This is a genomic window from Bradyrhizobium sp. CCGUVB23 (assembly GCF_024199885.1).
In the GTDB taxonomy this organism is placed as follows: domain Bacteria; phylum Pseudomonadota; class Alphaproteobacteria; order Rhizobiales; family Xanthobacteraceae; genus Bradyrhizobium.
In genome coordinates this window covers 6,037,842-6,053,246 of sequence record NZ_JANADQ010000001.1, presented here as the reverse complement: position 1 = coordinate 6,053,246, position 15,405 = coordinate 6,037,842, and the positions used below count along the sequence as shown (strand labels likewise).

The window sequence follows — 15,405 nt, the reverse complement described above, 5'->3', positions numbered from 1 at the left end:
TTCCCAGCCTTTGCAGAATCACGTTGCCAGGCGCTTGATCACCGCGCCCGCGAAATCCGCTGTCGACACCTTGCCGCCGAGATCGGCAGTGCGAACATTGTCGACCTGCAGGGTCTGCTCGATCGCCGTCCGCAACCGCGTCGTCAGATCGTCCTTGCCGACGTGCTTGAGCATCAACCCGGCCGCGAGCAGCAGCGCCAGCGGATTGGCAATCCCCTTGCCGGCGATGTCGGGCGCCGAGCCGTGCACCGCCTCGAAGATAGCCGCCTTCTCGCCGATATTGGCGCCCGGCGCCATGCCGAGGCCGCCGACGAGGCCGGACATCTGGTCGGACAGGATGTCGCCGAACAGATTGGTTGTCACGATGACGTCGAACTGCCACGGGTTCATCACGAGCTGCATGGCGCAGGCATCGACGATGCGATCGTCCATCGCGATCCGCCCCTCATACTCCTTGGCGATCTCGCGACCAGCCTGCAGGAACAGCCCGGTCAGCGCCTTCAATACGTTCGCCTTGTGCACCACGGTAACCTTCTTGCGGCCGTGGGCGATGGCATATTCGAATGCGAAGCGGACGATGCGCCGCGCTTCAGCGTGCGTGTTGACGCCCGAGGAGATCGCGACCGCGTGCGGATCGTCACCGACGGCGATGAAGTGCTCGAACGCCACATAGAGGCCTTCGATATTCTCACGGATCAGGACGAGGTCGATGTCCTCGTAGCGACCGCCGGGCACCATGGTCTTCACAGGACGCAGATTGGCGTACAGCCCGAACTCTTCGCGCAGGCGGACGTTGACCGAACGGAAGCCGCCACCGACCGGCGTCGTCAACGGCCCCTTCAATGCAAGCTTGGTGCGGCGGATGCTGTCGACCAGAGCTCCCGGCAGCGGATCGCCTGCGCTCTCGATCCCGGCCATGCCGCCCTGCTGCACATCCCATTCGAACGGCGAACCCAGCGCATCGAGAATGCGTGTCACCGCTGCCGTGATCTCGGGACCGATCCCGTCACCGGGTATCAACGTCGCCGGAATTCTGCCTGACATCTTGTTTCCCCTGTCTTAGTCGTGCCTTGAGAGATCGGCGACGTCACGCCGCAAGCTGGCGCAGCACATAGGGCAGAATGCCGCCGTGCTTGTAGTAGTTGAGCTCGTCGAGCGTATCGATGCGGCAGGTCAGGGGGACCTGCTTCACCGTGCCGTCCGCCATCGTGATGTTGATGGTGATGCGCTGGCCCGGTGTGATGTCGGTGAGTCCGTTGATCGAGACCTGCTCGCCGCCGGTCAGGCCGAGGCTCTTCCATGACGTGCCTTCATCAAAGACGAACGGCAGGATGCCCATGCCCACCAGGTTGGAGCGATGGATGCGCTCGAAGCTCTGCGCGATCACGGCGCGGACGCCAAGCAGCTTGGTGCCCTTCGCTGCCCAGTCGCGCGAGGAGCCATTGCCATATTCGACACCGGCGAACACGACCAGCGGGACCTTTTCACGCTCGTAGCGCATCGCCGCATCGAAGATCGACATCCGCTCGCCGGACGGCTGATGCACGGCCCAGCCGCCTTCCGGCGTGGCGCCCCCCTCACCCTGCACCGCAAAGTTCTTGATCCGGATGTTGGCGAAGGTGCCGCGCACCATCACCTCGTGGTTGCCGCGCCGCGTACCGTATTGATTGAAGTCCTCCTGCCGGACCTGGCGACCGCGCAGGAATTCTCCTGCCGGCGACGAGGCCTTGATCGAGCCCGCCGGCGAGATGTGGTCGGTGGTGATCTTGTCGCCGAACAGGCCGAGGATGCGCGCACCGACGATGTCGCCGGTCGGCGCGGGCTTCATGGTGATACCCTCGAAATAGGGCGGGTTCTGCACATAGGTCGACGACATGTTCCAGCGATACGTCAGGCCCGTCGCGACCTTGACCGCCTTCCAGTTGGCGTCGCCCTCGAACACGTCGGCGTATTTGGTCTCGAACATCGCACGCGTGACATTGTCGCGGATGAACTTCTCGATCTCGGCATTCGACGGCCAGATGTCCTCGAGGTAAACGGGCACGCCGTCCGGGCTCTTGCCCAGGGGCTCATTGACGAGATCGACCTGGAGGGAGCCTGCGAGCGCGTAGGCCACCACGAGCGGCGGCGAGGCCAGATAGTTCGCCTGCACGTCAGGCGAGACTCGGCCTTCGAAATTGCGGTTTCCCGACAGCACCGCGGCGCCGACCACGCCATTGTCGTTGATCGATTTGGAAATCTCTTCCGGCAGCGGCCCGGAATTGCCGATACAGGTCGTGCAGCCGAAGCCCACGAGATAGAAGCCGAGCGCGTCCAGGTCCGCCTGCAGCCCGGACTTCGCAAGATATTCCGCCACCACCTGCGAGCCCGGCGCAAGCGAGGTCTCGACCCAGGGCTTCACGGTGAGGCCCTTGCGCATCGCATTGCGCGCCAAGAGCCCGGCGCCGATCAGCACCGACGGGTTCGAGGTATTGGTGCAGGAGGTGATCGCCGCGATGACGACATGGCCGTGGCCGAGCTTGAAATCCTTGCCTTCGACGGCGAACTGCTTTTCGGCTTGGCCCAGCTTGCCATACTCGCCCTCGAGCGCGGTGAGGAAGTTCGCCTTGGCGACGGACAGGCCAAGCCGGCCCTCGGGCCGCTTCGGTCCGGCGAGCGAGGGCACGACGTCATCGAGCGTGAGCTCCAGCGTATCGGTAAAGATCGGATCCGGCATGCCCTTCGTCCGAAACAGGCCCTGCGCCTTGGCATAGGCTTCCACGAGCGCGATGCGATCGCTGGAGCGGCCGGAAAGATTGAGATAGTTCAGCGTCTCCTGGTCGACCGGGAAGAAGCCGCAGGTCGCGCCATATTCCGGCGCCATGTTGCTGATGGTGGCGCGGTCGGCCAGCGTCATGTGGTCGAGGCCGGGGCCGTAGAACTCCACGAACTTACCGACCACGCCCTTCTTGCGCAGCATCTGGGTGACGGTGAGCACGAGATCGGTTGCCAGCACACCCTCGCGCAGCTTGCCTGACAGCTTGAAGCCTATTACCTGCGGCACCAGCATCGACAGCGGCTGGCCGAGCATCGCGGCCTCGGCCTCGATGCCGCCGACACCCCAGCCGAGCACGGCAAGGCCATTGGCCATGGTGGTGTGGCTATCGGTGCCGACCAGCGTGTCCGGGTAGGCGAAGGTCTTGCCGTCGCGCTCGGAGGTCCAGACCGTCTGAGCCAGATATTCGAGATTGACCTGGTGGCAGATGCCAGTACCTGGGGGCACTACGCGGAAATTGGCAAACGCACCCTGCCCCCATTTCAGGAAATTGTAGCGCTCGCCGTTCTGCTCGTATTCGCGGGCGACATTGTCGTGAAGGGCTTGTGAATTGCCGAAATGATCGACCACGACGGAATGGTCGATCACGAGATCGACCGGCACCAACGGATTGATCCGCGCCGGGTCGCCGCCGAGCTTCGCCATGCCATCGCGCATCGCCGCGAGGTCGACCACGGCAGGCACGCCCGTGAAATCCTGCATCAGCACGCGGGCAGGACGGAAGCCGATCTCGGCCCCGGCTGATCCGCGATCGTCGGTCCAGCGCGCCAGCGCCTCGATGTTGGCGCGCGTCACCGACCGGCCGTCCTCGAACCGCAGCAGGTTCTCCAGCAGCACTTTCAGCGAGAACGGCAGGCGGGAGATGCCGGCAAGGCCGTTCTTCTCGGCGTCGGGCAGCGAGACGTAAGTGTAGGTCTGCCCGCCGACGGTCAACGTCTTGCGGCATTTGAAGCTGTCGAGACTGCTCATGGGCAAACGATCCTCTCACGCGGATGGTTTTGGGCGAGCATCGTCTTGGTCTCCGGATGCATCACTTGAGATAGCCCATGATGATCAGCACCAAGGTGACGGTGACCGCGCCGCCGATGCGGGTCGCGATCTGCGCGAACGGCATCAACTGCATGCGGTTGGCGGCGGTGAGGATCGCGACGTCTCCTGTGCCGCCCTGGCCGCTGTGGCAGGCATTCACGATCGCAGTTTCGATCGGGTACATGTTCATGAACTTGCCGACCGCGAAGCCGGTCGCCATGATCGTGACCACCGTCGACATGATGGTGATGATGTTGGCGAAATGAAATGCCGCGACCAGCTTGTCCCAGGGCGTCAGCGCGACGCCGATCGCGAACAGCAAGGGATAGGTCATGTTGGTGCGGACGAATTCGTAGACCACCATGCCGCCCTGCTGCAGCTCCGGCGACACGGCGCGGCTGAGCTTGGCGAGCACCGCCAGGAACAGCATCGCCACCGGCGCCGGCAATCCGAACAGGTGATGGCAGAGCACGCCGAGGAGATAGAGCGTGATCGCGGTCAGTCCGGCGGCTGCGATCGTGCTGACGCCGACATGGCCGACGCCCTGCTCCTTGCCGCCTTCCTCGTGCACGGCATGGACGTCGAAGTCATCCTCGCCATGCGGCTGCAACCGGCCCTCGCCGGTGAGATGCGGATATTTCTTGCCGACGAAATTGAGCGCGCCGGACAGCAGGATAGCGGTCAGGCTGCCCAGCATCACCGGCGGCAGCACCTGCGCGAACACCTCGCCCTGCGGCACGCCGGTCAACGCGGCATATCCGATCGATAGTGGAATGGCGCCCTCGCCGACGCCGCCCGCCATGATCGGCACCACGACGTAGAAAAAGGTGTGTTTTGCACCGAGCCCCAACGCCGTCCCGACGAGGGTGCCGACGATCGCGGCCGCAATCGAGCCTATAACGAGCGGCACGAAGATCTTCAGGAAGCCGCGGATCAGCACCTCGCGGTCCATCGCAAAAATGCTGCCGACGATGATCGAGGCGATGAAGAGATAGAGAAAGTTGGTCGACTTGGTGAAGTCGATGATGGATTTTTCGACCTGCGCCGGGATCACATGGTAGAACGCCAGCGCGGAGGGAATGAAGGTCGCGAAGATCGCGCCGGCCCCGATGCTGCGCAGCACCGGCAACCGCTTGCCGATCTCCGCACAGGTGAAGCCGCCGAGCACGAGCACGGCGATCATGGTCGGTCCGTCCGACTTGATCTCGCCCGTATAGACCAGCGCCCCGATGAGAAGGATGAGCAGAAGATAGATCGGGATCGGGATGATTCCAATCCGGACGTCCGTCAGCCGCCACCAACCTTCCGGCCAGAATCGGCGTCCGGCATTCGCCGAGTTCCGATCTTCCGACCCTGTGATACTCCCACGATGCGGGACGATACCGTCCGCGTCCTGCGCTGACATGCTCGTATTCCTCCCAATGTTTTTTATGTTCGCAAGGAGTAGACGTCGGCCCGCGCTCCACAATCGTGGGCGCGGCGCGAATGTCTTCCGTGTCTTCTTGTTGGGCGCAGGATACGCCGCCGAACCTGTCAGCAACCTGTCACGCCGACAGGGCCGCGGGCTCAATGCTCGCGCAGCGCGTCTTTCCAGTCCCTGAGGAAGCGCCGACGCTTTGCCTGGTCCAGGTACGTCAGCAGGTCGATGCTCAACGCTATCGGCCGAAGAGCTTTTTCGGCACCCACGAATCCCGGAATCGCCGGCTTCATGTCGTCACGAACCGATCCAAGGGAATGTCGAGCCAGCAAGGTCTGTCCGGTGCGAGACAGCAGGAAGTCGACAAAGCGCCTGGCCAATTCCGGCTGCTCGGCAGACCGCGGGATGAGCGCAATTCGCGACAGCAGCAGCGTGTAGTCGCCAGGAAATATGACGCCAAGGTCCGGTTCGTGCTTGGCGCGCTCCAGCGCGTATGAGCCGAGAACGTTATAGGCCAGAACGAGATCGCCGGTGCTCACCCGATCGATCATCGCTGCAGACGAGGTGTAGAGTTTGACCCCCGACTGCCCCATTGCTGCGACCAGCTTCCATGTGTCGGCGGTGACGCGCACATCCTGACTCAAGAACAGGAGGCCCGTTCCGCTGAGCTCGGGATCGTAGGTCGCGATCTTCCCGTGGAATACCGCCGGATGATTCGTCAGCACGCGCAACAGTTCGGCGCGGTCCTTCGGCACCAGGCTGCCTCGAAGCAATCGCTTGTTGAAGACGATCACCACCGGCTCGGCCGTAATGCCGTAGGCGCGATCCTTCCACCGGGCCCAATCGGGGATGCCCTCGAGCTCCGTCGAGCGATATTCGGATGCGTACCCATCATTGGCGAGCTTGATCTGGAGATCCATGGCCGAGCTCCAGGCGACATCGACCGCGGCAGCCTGCCCAAAGGGCTTCGCGATCTCGTCGTACAGCTCGGTGGACGAGATCTTGGAGTACTGAACGCGAACTTCGGGATTGAGCTTCATGAACTCGGCAACCAGCTCGGTCGCCTCTGCGATATCCGTGGTCGCCTTGACCACCAGACGAGTTCGCGTGTCGCCGGCGCCAGCCTTTCCGTCCGAGTCGGCATTCTCGGCGAAAGCTGCGGCGCACAATAGGAAGCACACCGCAGACGCGCAGAGGCCGACAAGCAGACGGTCGAGCGGCGACGCGTGTTGGCGGGTTCTCATGGATAGTGCGCAACCTTTGACCTCGGGATACATCTGAACTTACATTGTCGCACTTGGCAACGCCCCACCCTGCTTGAGGTCCGTCGTCTTGCGTATCCTGATCGTCGAGGATGACTTGTCGCTGGTAAAGGGCCTCAAGAAGGCCCTGACACACGCCGGCGTCGCCGTCGATCACGAAGCGAGCGGTACGGCAGCCATCGAGATTGCCCCATCCGAGGCGTATTCGCTCATCATACTCGACCTGGGCCTGCCGGATTTGCCGGGTCAGGAAGTGCTTCGCAGGCTGCGCAACAATGGCTGCGAAGTGCCGATTCTGATTCTCACCGCACTTGGGGAGGTCAAAGACAAGGTGAGATGCTTCAACCTCGGGGCCGACGACTATCTCACGAAGCCGTTCGACCTTGACGAGTTCGAGGCGCGGGTCAAGGCATTGGTGCGGCGCGGCAAGGGTCGTCTCGATCCGGTCCTGAAATGCGGGGCCTTGATGTTCGAGACCTCTTCTGCGACGGCGACACTGGCCGGCAAGCCATTGATTCTGCGCCGGCGCGAAGTCACCGTGCTCGAGATCCTTATGTCGCATGCGGGTCGGCTCGTGCGAAAGGAGCGGCTGATTTCCGAGGTTTTCGGCTTCGACGAGCCCGTAGCTCCGAACGCGATCGAACTCTACATCGCTCGGTTGCGGCAGAAGCTCGCTCCCGACGGCCCCATGATCAAGACGGTCCGAGGTCTCGGCTATCTCATGGAGGATAGGTGACACCGAAACGCGCACCGTCGCTGCGCCGCGCACTCCTGCTCAACCTGCTCATTCCAACTAGCGCGTTGGCTGCGGCCCTTGGCCTTGCCGGCCTGGTGCTCATCAACCAGACCATCGAAACGGCCTACGACCGTGTACTCGATGGCTCGGTGAAAGCGATCGCCGAGCGGATCGCCGTGGAAGACGGGGAGATCTCCGTCGATCTTCCACAAGTCGCTCTTGGAATGCTCGAAACGCGGGCCAACGACAGCGTCTACTACAGCGTTTCTTACGAGCAGACGCCAGTCACGGGCTACCAGGACTTGCCGCGCGCGGATCCGACCGCCATTCCGCTCGGCACCATCAAGCATTTCGACGCTCGCTACAAGGATATGTCGGTGCGCATTGCGGCCACGACTCAGGCCACCTATGGCAAGCCTCTGCCCGTCCTGGTTCAGGTTGCGGAGACGACGAAAGCACGAACCGCGGCGAAGCGCGAGCTTCTCCTCGCTCTCGCCGCGCTGGAAATCGGCATCATCGCCACCGCCGCCGCGCTGGGCTGGTTCGCGGTCCGTCGCGGACTTGCGCCGCTTGTGGATCTCGGACGTGAGATCGACGCCCGGCAATTCGGCACCGGAACGGGCCTCCGTCGGCTGGAGCTCGAGAACATTCCCTATGAGGCGCATCCGCCCGTTCGGGCGATGAATGAGCTCTTCGCGCGGCTCGAGGCCGCGATCCAGCTGATCCGTGATTTCATAGCCGACGCGTCGCACCAGATGAAGACGCCGCTTGCGTCACTGCGAGTTCATTTGGCGCTGCTGCAACGTGATGCGGGACACTTGCCCGACAATATCGATACGATTGCCGAGATCGAACGATCTACCAAACATCTCGATCGGCTGGTCGCCCAGCTTATCGCGATGGCCCGCGCAGAACAGGCCACAGTCACAGAACCCAGCTTTCATGTCACGCAGACCAATCTCGTTTCGAGCGCGAGCGAGGCAGTTGGAATGATGGCGCCATTTGCGGCAGTCAAGAACGTCGATCTGGCATTTGATACCGCCGTGGAATGCGCGCTCGTCAGCGTAGATTCCTCGACACTGCACGACATACTGACCAACCTGATCGACAACGCGATCCGGTACAACCGAGAAGGCGGGTCAGTCGTCGTCAGCGTGCTCGCACTCAGTGACGGATATGCAGTGAAGATCGCCGACAACGGACCCGGCATCGCTGCCGAGCATCGGGAAAGGGTATTCGATCGCTTTTATCGTGTTCCGGCGGCCGGTCGTCCGACTGGTTCCGGGCTCGGGCTGTCCATCGTCCGGACCTTGCTGCGACAGGGTCGCGGCGCGATCGAACTGACGGACAACGTCGACGGCTGCGGCCTGGCCGTTACAGTGAGCTTCCCCGCAGGACCAATGCCCTGACCAGATCACTCCAGCGTCAAACGTCCATCGATCAGTCGCGGGACATGAAGCGGATTGCCGTCTTGCAACGCCGGAGGCAAAAGGTCCACGGGCAGATCCTGATAGCAGACCGGCCGCAGGAACCGGCGGATGGCGAGCGTCCCGACCGATGTCGTGCGCGAATCCGACGTCGCCGGAAACGGTCCGCCGTGCACCATCGCGTGCGCGACTTCGACGCCGGTCGGCTAACCCTTGACGACGATTCGGCCGGCCCTCCGTTCGATGACCGGAGGGAGAGCGCGCGCATCGTCGCGGTCGGCGTCATCGAGCTGTAGCGTGATCGTCAGTTGCCCCTCCAGCAGCTCCAGCACAGAGCGGATGTCGGCCTGGCTGCGGCAACGCACCAGCACGGACGAGGCGCCGAAGATTTCCTCCCGGCATTCGATGTCCGATAGGAATGCTGTTACGCTGGTTTCAAACAGCGCCGCCGAACCCTGGTTGGCTCCGGCCGCACCGCCGCCCCGCGCCACCACCCGGACGTTGTCTTTCTCTGTTATCCGCGCGACAGGGCAGATGCTGCCTCACCCGGCGCAGGCGCTGCTTGCGTCGCTGCGCGGCCTTCTGAGCTCAAGCCCGATGAGTTTGGATTGAATCACTATCGCGCTTTGGGTTGATGAATTCATGGAAGCGCGGGCACCGCGCAGCGAGGAATCATTTCGGTGGAACCACGGTGACGAGATTGCGCGGCTTGCCGCCCCAGAAGGCCTCGATATTGTCCACGAGCTGGTCGGCAAGCGCCTGTACGGCCTCGCGGCTTGCCCATGCGACGTGCGGCGTCAGGATGAAGTTTGGCATTCCTACCAACTGCATCAGCGGATGATCGCTTGAGGGCGGTTCGACGGTAGCGACGTCGAATCCCGCTCCGGAAACCTGACCGGAGCGGAGTGCATCGCCAAGCGCGACCTCGTCGACGAGGCCGCCGCGCGCGGTGTTGATCAGGAGTGGACGGCGTTCCATCATCGCGAATTCGGATGCCGCGATCATGTTGCGCGTTGCCGGCATCAGCGGCGCGTGCAACGTGATGACGTCGGATGTCCGCAAGACCTCTTCGAACGGGGTATAGAGCGGACCCATGCCCTCCACGCCTTTGTACGTGGAGAACAACACGCGCATTCCAAGTGCGCGGCCTATGTCAGCAACGGAGCGGCCCAGCGTCCCATCTCCGATGATGCCAAGCGTCGATCCGGCCAGGTCGCGGATGGGAAAGTCGAAATAGCAGAACTGGCCGGATTCATGCCAACGGCCATTGCGAACGGAATCGCGATAGGCGGTCAGGCTGCGACGTAGTGCGAAGATCAATGCGAAGATGTGCTCCGGAACCGTGTTCACCGCATAGCCGCGAATATTGGAAACGGCGACGCCACGATCTTCGCACGCGCGGATGTCGACGACATCCGAGCCGGTCGCTGCAATGGCGATAAAGCGCAGGTTCGGCGCCGCTTCCAGCTCGGCACGTCGCACCGGCGCCTTGTTGGTGATCACAATATGGGCGTCCGCGATCCGTGCGGCGACGTCCTTGGGTGCAGTCGCGCCATACTCCCGCAATTCATGCGGAAAGGACGGCTCCCGCAGGTGAACGTCTGGTGGCATCGTGTCCCGGTCAAGAAAAACAACGCGCACTGGTTCCGATATGGTCATCTTGGTCTCACGGTCAGTTGTCGAATGTGCCGGCCTTGCGCGCGGAGATTACGTGCTCCCGCGCCGGCTGGCGGTTAGCGAAGCAACCTCAATGCCAATTCAGCTGCCTTCTCGGCCGTGATGCCAAAATGGTTGAAGAGCTCGTCGCCTGGGCCCGACGCCCCGAAACTCGACATTCCGATGAAACCGCCACGCTCCCCAATCCAACGGTCCCAGCCCAAGCGCACCGCTGCTTCAATCGCGACCCGGATGCCCTTGCCGAGGACGCTCTCGCGATAGGCTTCATCCTGCTCCTCGAACAATTCCCAACACGGCATGGAAACGACCGAGGTCGGCATTCCCTTTGCCTGCAAGATGGTTCGCGCCGCCAGCGCGATCTGGACCTCCGAGCCCGTCGCGAGAAGAGTAACGCGCCGCGCGCCCTCTGCTTCAGCGAGTAGATAGGCCCCGCGTGCCGAGCGGTTCACCGAACCATCGTCGTCACGCACCGGCGGCAAGGCCTGCCGGGAGCAGATCATTGAGGACGGCCCGCGCTTGCGCTGCAGCGCGAGTTCCCAGCATTCGGCGGCCTCGACATGATCGGCCGGCCGAAAGACCGCCATATTCGGCATTGCGCGCAGCGCCGCCAGATACTCTACCGGCTGATGAGTCGGACCGTTCTTGCCGATGCCGATGGAGTCGTGGCTGTAAATGGTCACGACCGGCAATTCCATGAGCGCCGCCATTCGCAGCGCCGGCCGCATATAGTCGGAGAACACCAGATAGGTTGCGCCAAGCGGCAGCACGCCGCCATGCGCGGCCATGCCGTTCATCATGGCCCCCATGGCGTGCTCGCGGATACCATAGTGGACATATCGACCGGCGGGATTCTCCGGTGTGAAAGCGTGAAGCGAACGCTTGCAGCCGGTCGGTCCTTCGAGATCCGGTGCGCCTGCGATCAGTTCGGGGATCGCTTCGGCGAGCTGCGCCACGATGTCGGCGGTTGCCTCGTTCGTGGAGCGGTTCGGTCGTTCGACCGCGACCTTGCGGCGCCATGCGGCGAGGGTATCGATCCAGCCGCTTGGCAGATCGCCGGCCATCACACGCTCAAACAGGGTTCGCTTCTCCGGCGACATCGCTGCGACGCGCGCGCGCCACGCCTCGTATGTCGGCAAGTTGCGATCGAGTACGCCAGCCTTCCAGCCATCCGCAACATCGCCTGGAACCTCGAATGGTCCGGCGGTCCAAGCAGCGGCCACACGCGCTTCCTCCAGATCCCTCGCGAACACACGACCGCCGTGGGCTCCGCGCTGGCCTTCCAGACGCGGCAAGCCCTTGCCGATGGTGGTGCGGCAAGCGATCATCGTCGGGCGCGGGTCTTCCTTGGCGAGCAGCAACGCCGCGGAAACCGAGTCGATATCGTGTCCGTTTGCATCGATGACATGCCAACCGGCGATGCGGAAACGCGCGCGGACATCTTCCGAGATCGAGAAATCCGTGTGACCGTCATCGGTCATCCGATTATCGTCCCAAAGGAAGCAGAGCTTGCCAAGGCGTAAATGGCCCGCCAGCGAAATCACCTCGTGGGCGATCCCTTCCTGGAGACAGCCATCGCCGACGATCGCGTAGGTGCGATGGTTGGCGATTCCATCGCCAAACGTTGCATTGAGCCAGGCTTCCGCGACTGCCATGCCGACCGCATTGGCGATGCCCTGCCCGAGCGGACCGGTCGTGACCTCGATGCCGAGCTCGGGCGCTCGTTCGGGGTGGCCATGCGTGTGCGAGCCCAGCTCGCGGAAACGCTTGATCTCTTCGATCGGAAAGGCGGCATAGCCCGACAGATGCAGCAGCGCATAGATCAGCATCGAGCCGTGACCGTTCGACAGGACGAACCTGTCGCGATCCGGCCAGAGCGGATCGAGCGGATTGCACTTGATATGCTGCGTGAACAGCGCGGTCGCAATCTCGGCGCAGCCGAGCGGCGCACCGGGATGACCGTCGGACGCCCTTTCGATGGCGTCGAGCGACAGGAAACGAATGGCATCAGCCATCCGCGTGTCCAGATCGGCCGACGCTTGCGCGACAGGTGAAGCAACGGAAGAGTGAACGGACATCGGAAAAATACCAGTTCGGCGCAGCCTCCGCCGAACGGAGGCTGCCGGGTCAAACGCGCGTCCGGCGCGTCACGGGAGGAATCCAGTCGAAATCCAGGGAACGAAAGCGACGACCAGGAGGCCAACCACCAGCGCAGCAAGATAGCTCCAGATGCGCTTGAGGCCGGCATTCGGATCGACCTGCCCGATCGAGCAGGCTGCGTAATAGCCAAGGCCGAAAGGCGGTGCGAAAAGGCCAATCCCCATCGCCAGGATCACAACCATCGCATAATGCACTTCGTGCACGCCAAGCTGCTTGGCGACCGGAAACAGCAGAGGCCCGAACAGCACCATGGCGGGGATGCCCTCGAGCACGCTGCCGAGCACGATGAACAGCGCAATCGAACCGACGAGGAAGCCATAATATCCGCCGGGAGCATGCGCGAGCGCCGTCGCCAGCGTATGCGAGAAGTTCGACTGCGTCAGCGCCCAGGACATGCAGGTCGCAGTGCCAATGATGAACAGAATGGTGCCGGACAGTGCCGCCGTTCCAACCAGCGCGGGATAGAGTTCACGCAGGTTGAACGAGCGGTAGACGATGATTCCGACGATGATAGTGTAGGCGATGCCGATCGTGGCAACTTCGGTCGCTGTCGCAACGCCCTCCGTCACGGCAGCGCGGATGACGATCGGCAGGGCCAAAGCGGGCGCTGCGATAACGAAACTGCGACCAATCTCGCGCAATGATGTCACACCGCGGTCGGTGCCGGCGCCTTCGGACATCCGACGCCGCGCGACCAGGGCGAGTGCAAGAGCGAGCACGATGCCGGGCAGAATGCCACCGGTGAAGAGCGCGGCAATCGACACACCGGTCACAGAACCGATGATGATCAGCACGATCGACGGCGGGATTGTTTCCGCCATGGCGCCGGAGGCCGCCAGCAGTGAGACCAGTTCGCCCTCATGAATGCCCCGCCGCTTCATGCCTGGGAAGAGCACGGGTGCGACGGCCGCCATATCAGCGGTTTTGGCACCGGAAATTCCCGAGACCAGCAGCATGGCCCCGAGCAGCACATAGGCGAGCCCGCCTTCCACGTGGCCGACAAGTGCGGCGAGAAAGTTCACCATGGCCGCCGCCATCTTCGTCATCACGATGAGATAGCCGAGCAGGACGAACAGCGGCACCGCGAGCAGGATGAGCGAGCTCACGCCTTCGTCGATACGCCCCGGGATCACCTGCAGCGGCGTCGTGGTCGCGACCATGAGATAGGCGACGGTCGCAAGGCCGAAGCAGTAGGCAATGGGCACTCCCGCAAGAACGCCTCCGCCCAGAAGCAGTGCAAAGAACAGCAACAGATTCCAGTTGCCGATCGCAACGATCCAGGGACCGAGGCAGTAAAGACAGAGTGCCAGAGCCGCCAGAACCGCAATTGCCAGCAACAGTTCGCGAACTCCGAGCCGCATGCAGCGCACGAGACTGGCAGCCAGCATCAGCACCACGCCCGTCGGCACAGCCGCCGCGCGAACGCTGTCGTTCAGTCCGAGCGCGGGCGTCCATGCGAAGCTCTGATCCTCTGCGAAATCGATCGAAGGCGCGAGGATCAGAAGGAGAAAGAGCGCGGGCGCAGCCGTCGCCATTGCTTCGAGCAATTCCTGTGTCGCACCCGAAGTCCGCTCAACCAGTGCCGTCATGCGCATATGCTGGCCACGCCGGAGCGCAATGGCGGAGCCCAACATTGCAAGCCACAGGAACGTGATCGACGCCAGCTCATCCGACCATGTCAGCGGATTGTTAAAGACGAAACGCGACACGACGCCTGTGAGCAGGATAACGATCTCGGCCGTGACTGCGAAAGCGGCCAGCGGCTCGGTGATCAGCGTAAGCCATCGGTCCAGTATGGACGCCAGCGCCGGTCCCGTGGCGACGACCGCTGCGCTTTTGGCGTGGGCGATACTCATCCGAGCTTGCCAACCGCCTGCTCGAGAATCGTCCACCCCTTCTCACCGAACTTTGCGTGCCAGTCCGAATAGAATTTGGTCTTGGCAAGTGCGGACCGGAACACCGCTTGGTCGACCTCGACAAAATTGAGACCCTTGGCCGTCAGGTCCGACCGCAACGACTTGGAAAGCGCCGCGATATCGGCTCGCTCGTCTTCTCCCGCCTTGTTCAGCTCGCGTGTGACGATCTCCTGCACATCGGTCGAAAAGCGTGAGAACGTCCGGGGATTACCGAGAACGATGTAGGCGTCCCACACGTGGCTGGTGAGGCTGCAATACTTCTGCACCTCGTAGAGCTTGGCGGTAGCGATGATCGCGAGAGGGTTCTCCTGGCCTTCGACGATCTTGGTCTGCAACGCGGAATAGACTTCGTTGAAGTTGATCGGCGTCGGGCCGGCACCAAGCGCCTGGAACAGGTTGGTGAGAATCGGAGCAGGCGGAACCCGCATCTTGAACCCTTTGAGGTCATCGGGTGTCTTGATCTCGCGGGTCGAGGATGTGAGCTGGCGGAACCCGTTGTCCCAGGATTTGCACACCTGAAGCGTGCCGGTGTTCTCGATCTCGGCTTTGACGAACTTTCCGAGATCGCCGTCCATCGCCTTCCAGACATCGTCGTAAGAGGCGAAGGCAAACCCCGTGTTGACGATGCCGACGGTCGGAATCCGCGTGGCGAGAACCGAGGCACCGATATTGAGGAAGTCTACGGCACCATTGCGGATCTGACCGAGAAGGTCGATGTCGGAGCCGAGCTGATTGGCGGGAAACAGATTGATTTCAACGCGCCCGCCGGTCGCCTGCTTGATCCGATCGATGGCCTCGAGCGCACGCTTGTTGACCGGGTGGGACGGGTCCTGTCCGGTTGCGAATTTGAGAGTGAACTCCGCGGCATCACCGCGCTTTGACAGGATCGACACCAGCGGAATGGAGGCACCGGCGGCCAACACCGCACGGCGAGTCAGGCCCTTCTTCGTTTCCTTCGTCATTTCGTTC

The 15,405-nt window shown here is 62.8% G+C and carries 12 protein-coding genes; 2 read left to right on the top strand and 10 right to left on the bottom strand.

Going from position 1 to position 15,405, the window contains the following annotated elements:
* Nucleotides 1-18 precede the first annotated feature (18 nt).
* From NLN62_RS27930 to NLN62_RS27915, 4 genes are all read right to left on the bottom strand, one after another.
* Nucleotides 19-1,044: an isocitrate/isopropylmalate dehydrogenase family protein gene (locus NLN62_RS27930; RefSeq protein WP_027523220.1), complete on the bottom strand. Its 1,026-nt coding sequence runs from the start codon at nucleotides 1,042-1,044 to the stop codon at nucleotides 19-21.
* Nucleotides 1,045-1,087: 43 nt separating this feature from the next.
* Nucleotides 1,088-3,784 carry an aconitate hydratase AcnA gene (gene acnA, locus NLN62_RS27925; protein ID WP_254111005.1) on the bottom strand — a complete coding sequence of 899 codons (2,697 nt, stop codon included), beginning with the start codon at nucleotides 3,782-3,784 and terminating at the stop codon, nucleotides 1,088-1,090.
* Nucleotides 3,785-3,845: 61 nt separating this feature from the next.
* Nucleotides 3,846-5,249 carry a 2-hydroxycarboxylate transporter family protein gene (locus NLN62_RS27920; protein WP_254111003.1) on the bottom strand — a complete coding sequence of 468 codons (1,404 nt, stop codon included), beginning with the start codon at nucleotides 5,247-5,249 and terminating at the stop codon, nucleotides 3,846-3,848.
* Between the two features lie 161 nt (nucleotides 5,250-5,410).
* Nucleotides 5,411-6,505 (bottom strand): ABC transporter substrate-binding protein, encoded by a 1,095-nt coding sequence (locus NLN62_RS27915; protein WP_027523217.1) that lies wholly within the window; start codon nucleotides 6,503-6,505, stop codon nucleotides 5,411-5,413.
* 88 nt (nucleotides 6,506-6,593) lie between these two features.
* Here NLN62_RS27915 and NLN62_RS27910 point away from each other — a divergent pair, with 88 nt between their 5' ends.
* Together NLN62_RS27910 and NLN62_RS27905 are read left to right on the top strand one after the other, a co-directional pair.
* A complete protein-coding gene (locus NLN62_RS27910; RefSeq protein ID WP_027523216.1) occupies nucleotides 6,594-7,259 on the top strand; it encodes a response regulator transcription factor in 666 nt (221 codons plus the stop codon).
* Nucleotides 7,256-8,668, top strand: a complete 1,413-nt coding sequence (locus NLN62_RS27905; protein WP_254111001.1) for a sensor histidine kinase — start codon at nucleotides 7,256-7,258, stop codon at nucleotides 8,666-8,668. The genes NLN62_RS27910 and NLN62_RS27905 overlap by 4 nt, the downstream gene beginning before the upstream one ends.
* Nucleotides 8,669-8,673: 5 nt before the next feature.
* Here NLN62_RS27905 and NLN62_RS53600 read toward each other — a convergent pair whose 3' ends face one another.
* The 6 genes from NLN62_RS53600 to NLN62_RS27880 all read right to left on the bottom strand — a co-directional run bounded on the left by NLN62_RS53600 (nucleotide 8,674) and on the right by NLN62_RS27880 (nucleotide 15,398).
* Complete coding sequence (locus NLN62_RS53600) at nucleotides 8,674-8,865, bottom strand: hypothetical protein (RefSeq protein WP_371933032.1); 192 nt, start codon at nucleotides 8,863-8,865, stop codon at nucleotides 8,674-8,676.
* Nucleotides 8,866-8,892: 27 nt separating this feature from the next.
* Nucleotides 8,893-9,180, bottom strand: coding sequence for a hypothetical protein (locus tag NLN62_RS53595; protein WP_371933031.1), 288 nt, complete (start codon nucleotides 9,178-9,180; stop codon nucleotides 8,893-8,895).
* 178 nt (nucleotides 9,181-9,358) lie between these two features.
* Entirely contained in the window at nucleotides 9,359-10,345 is a 987-nt protein-coding gene (locus tag NLN62_RS27895; RefSeq protein ID WP_254111000.1) for a D-2-hydroxyacid dehydrogenase, read from the bottom strand.
* A 74-nt stretch (nucleotides 10,346-10,419) separates the two neighbouring features.
* Complete coding sequence (tkt, locus tag NLN62_RS27890; RefSeq protein ID WP_254110998.1) at nucleotides 10,420-12,375, bottom strand: transketolase; 1,956 nt, start codon at nucleotides 12,373-12,375, stop codon at nucleotides 10,420-10,422.
* Nucleotides 12,376-12,507: 132 nt separating this feature from the next.
* On the bottom strand, nucleotides 12,508-14,376 hold the full coding sequence (locus NLN62_RS27885) for a TRAP transporter large permease subunit (protein ID WP_027523212.1): 1,869 nt from the start codon (nucleotides 14,374-14,376) through the stop codon (nucleotides 12,508-12,510).
* Nucleotides 14,373-15,398 carry a TRAP transporter substrate-binding protein gene (locus NLN62_RS27880; protein WP_027523211.1) on the bottom strand — a complete coding sequence of 342 codons (1,026 nt, stop codon included), beginning with the start codon at nucleotides 15,396-15,398 and terminating at the stop codon, nucleotides 14,373-14,375. The genes NLN62_RS27885 and NLN62_RS27880 overlap by 4 nt, the downstream gene beginning before the upstream one ends.
* Between the last annotated feature and the right edge of the window lie 7 nt (nucleotides 15,399-15,405).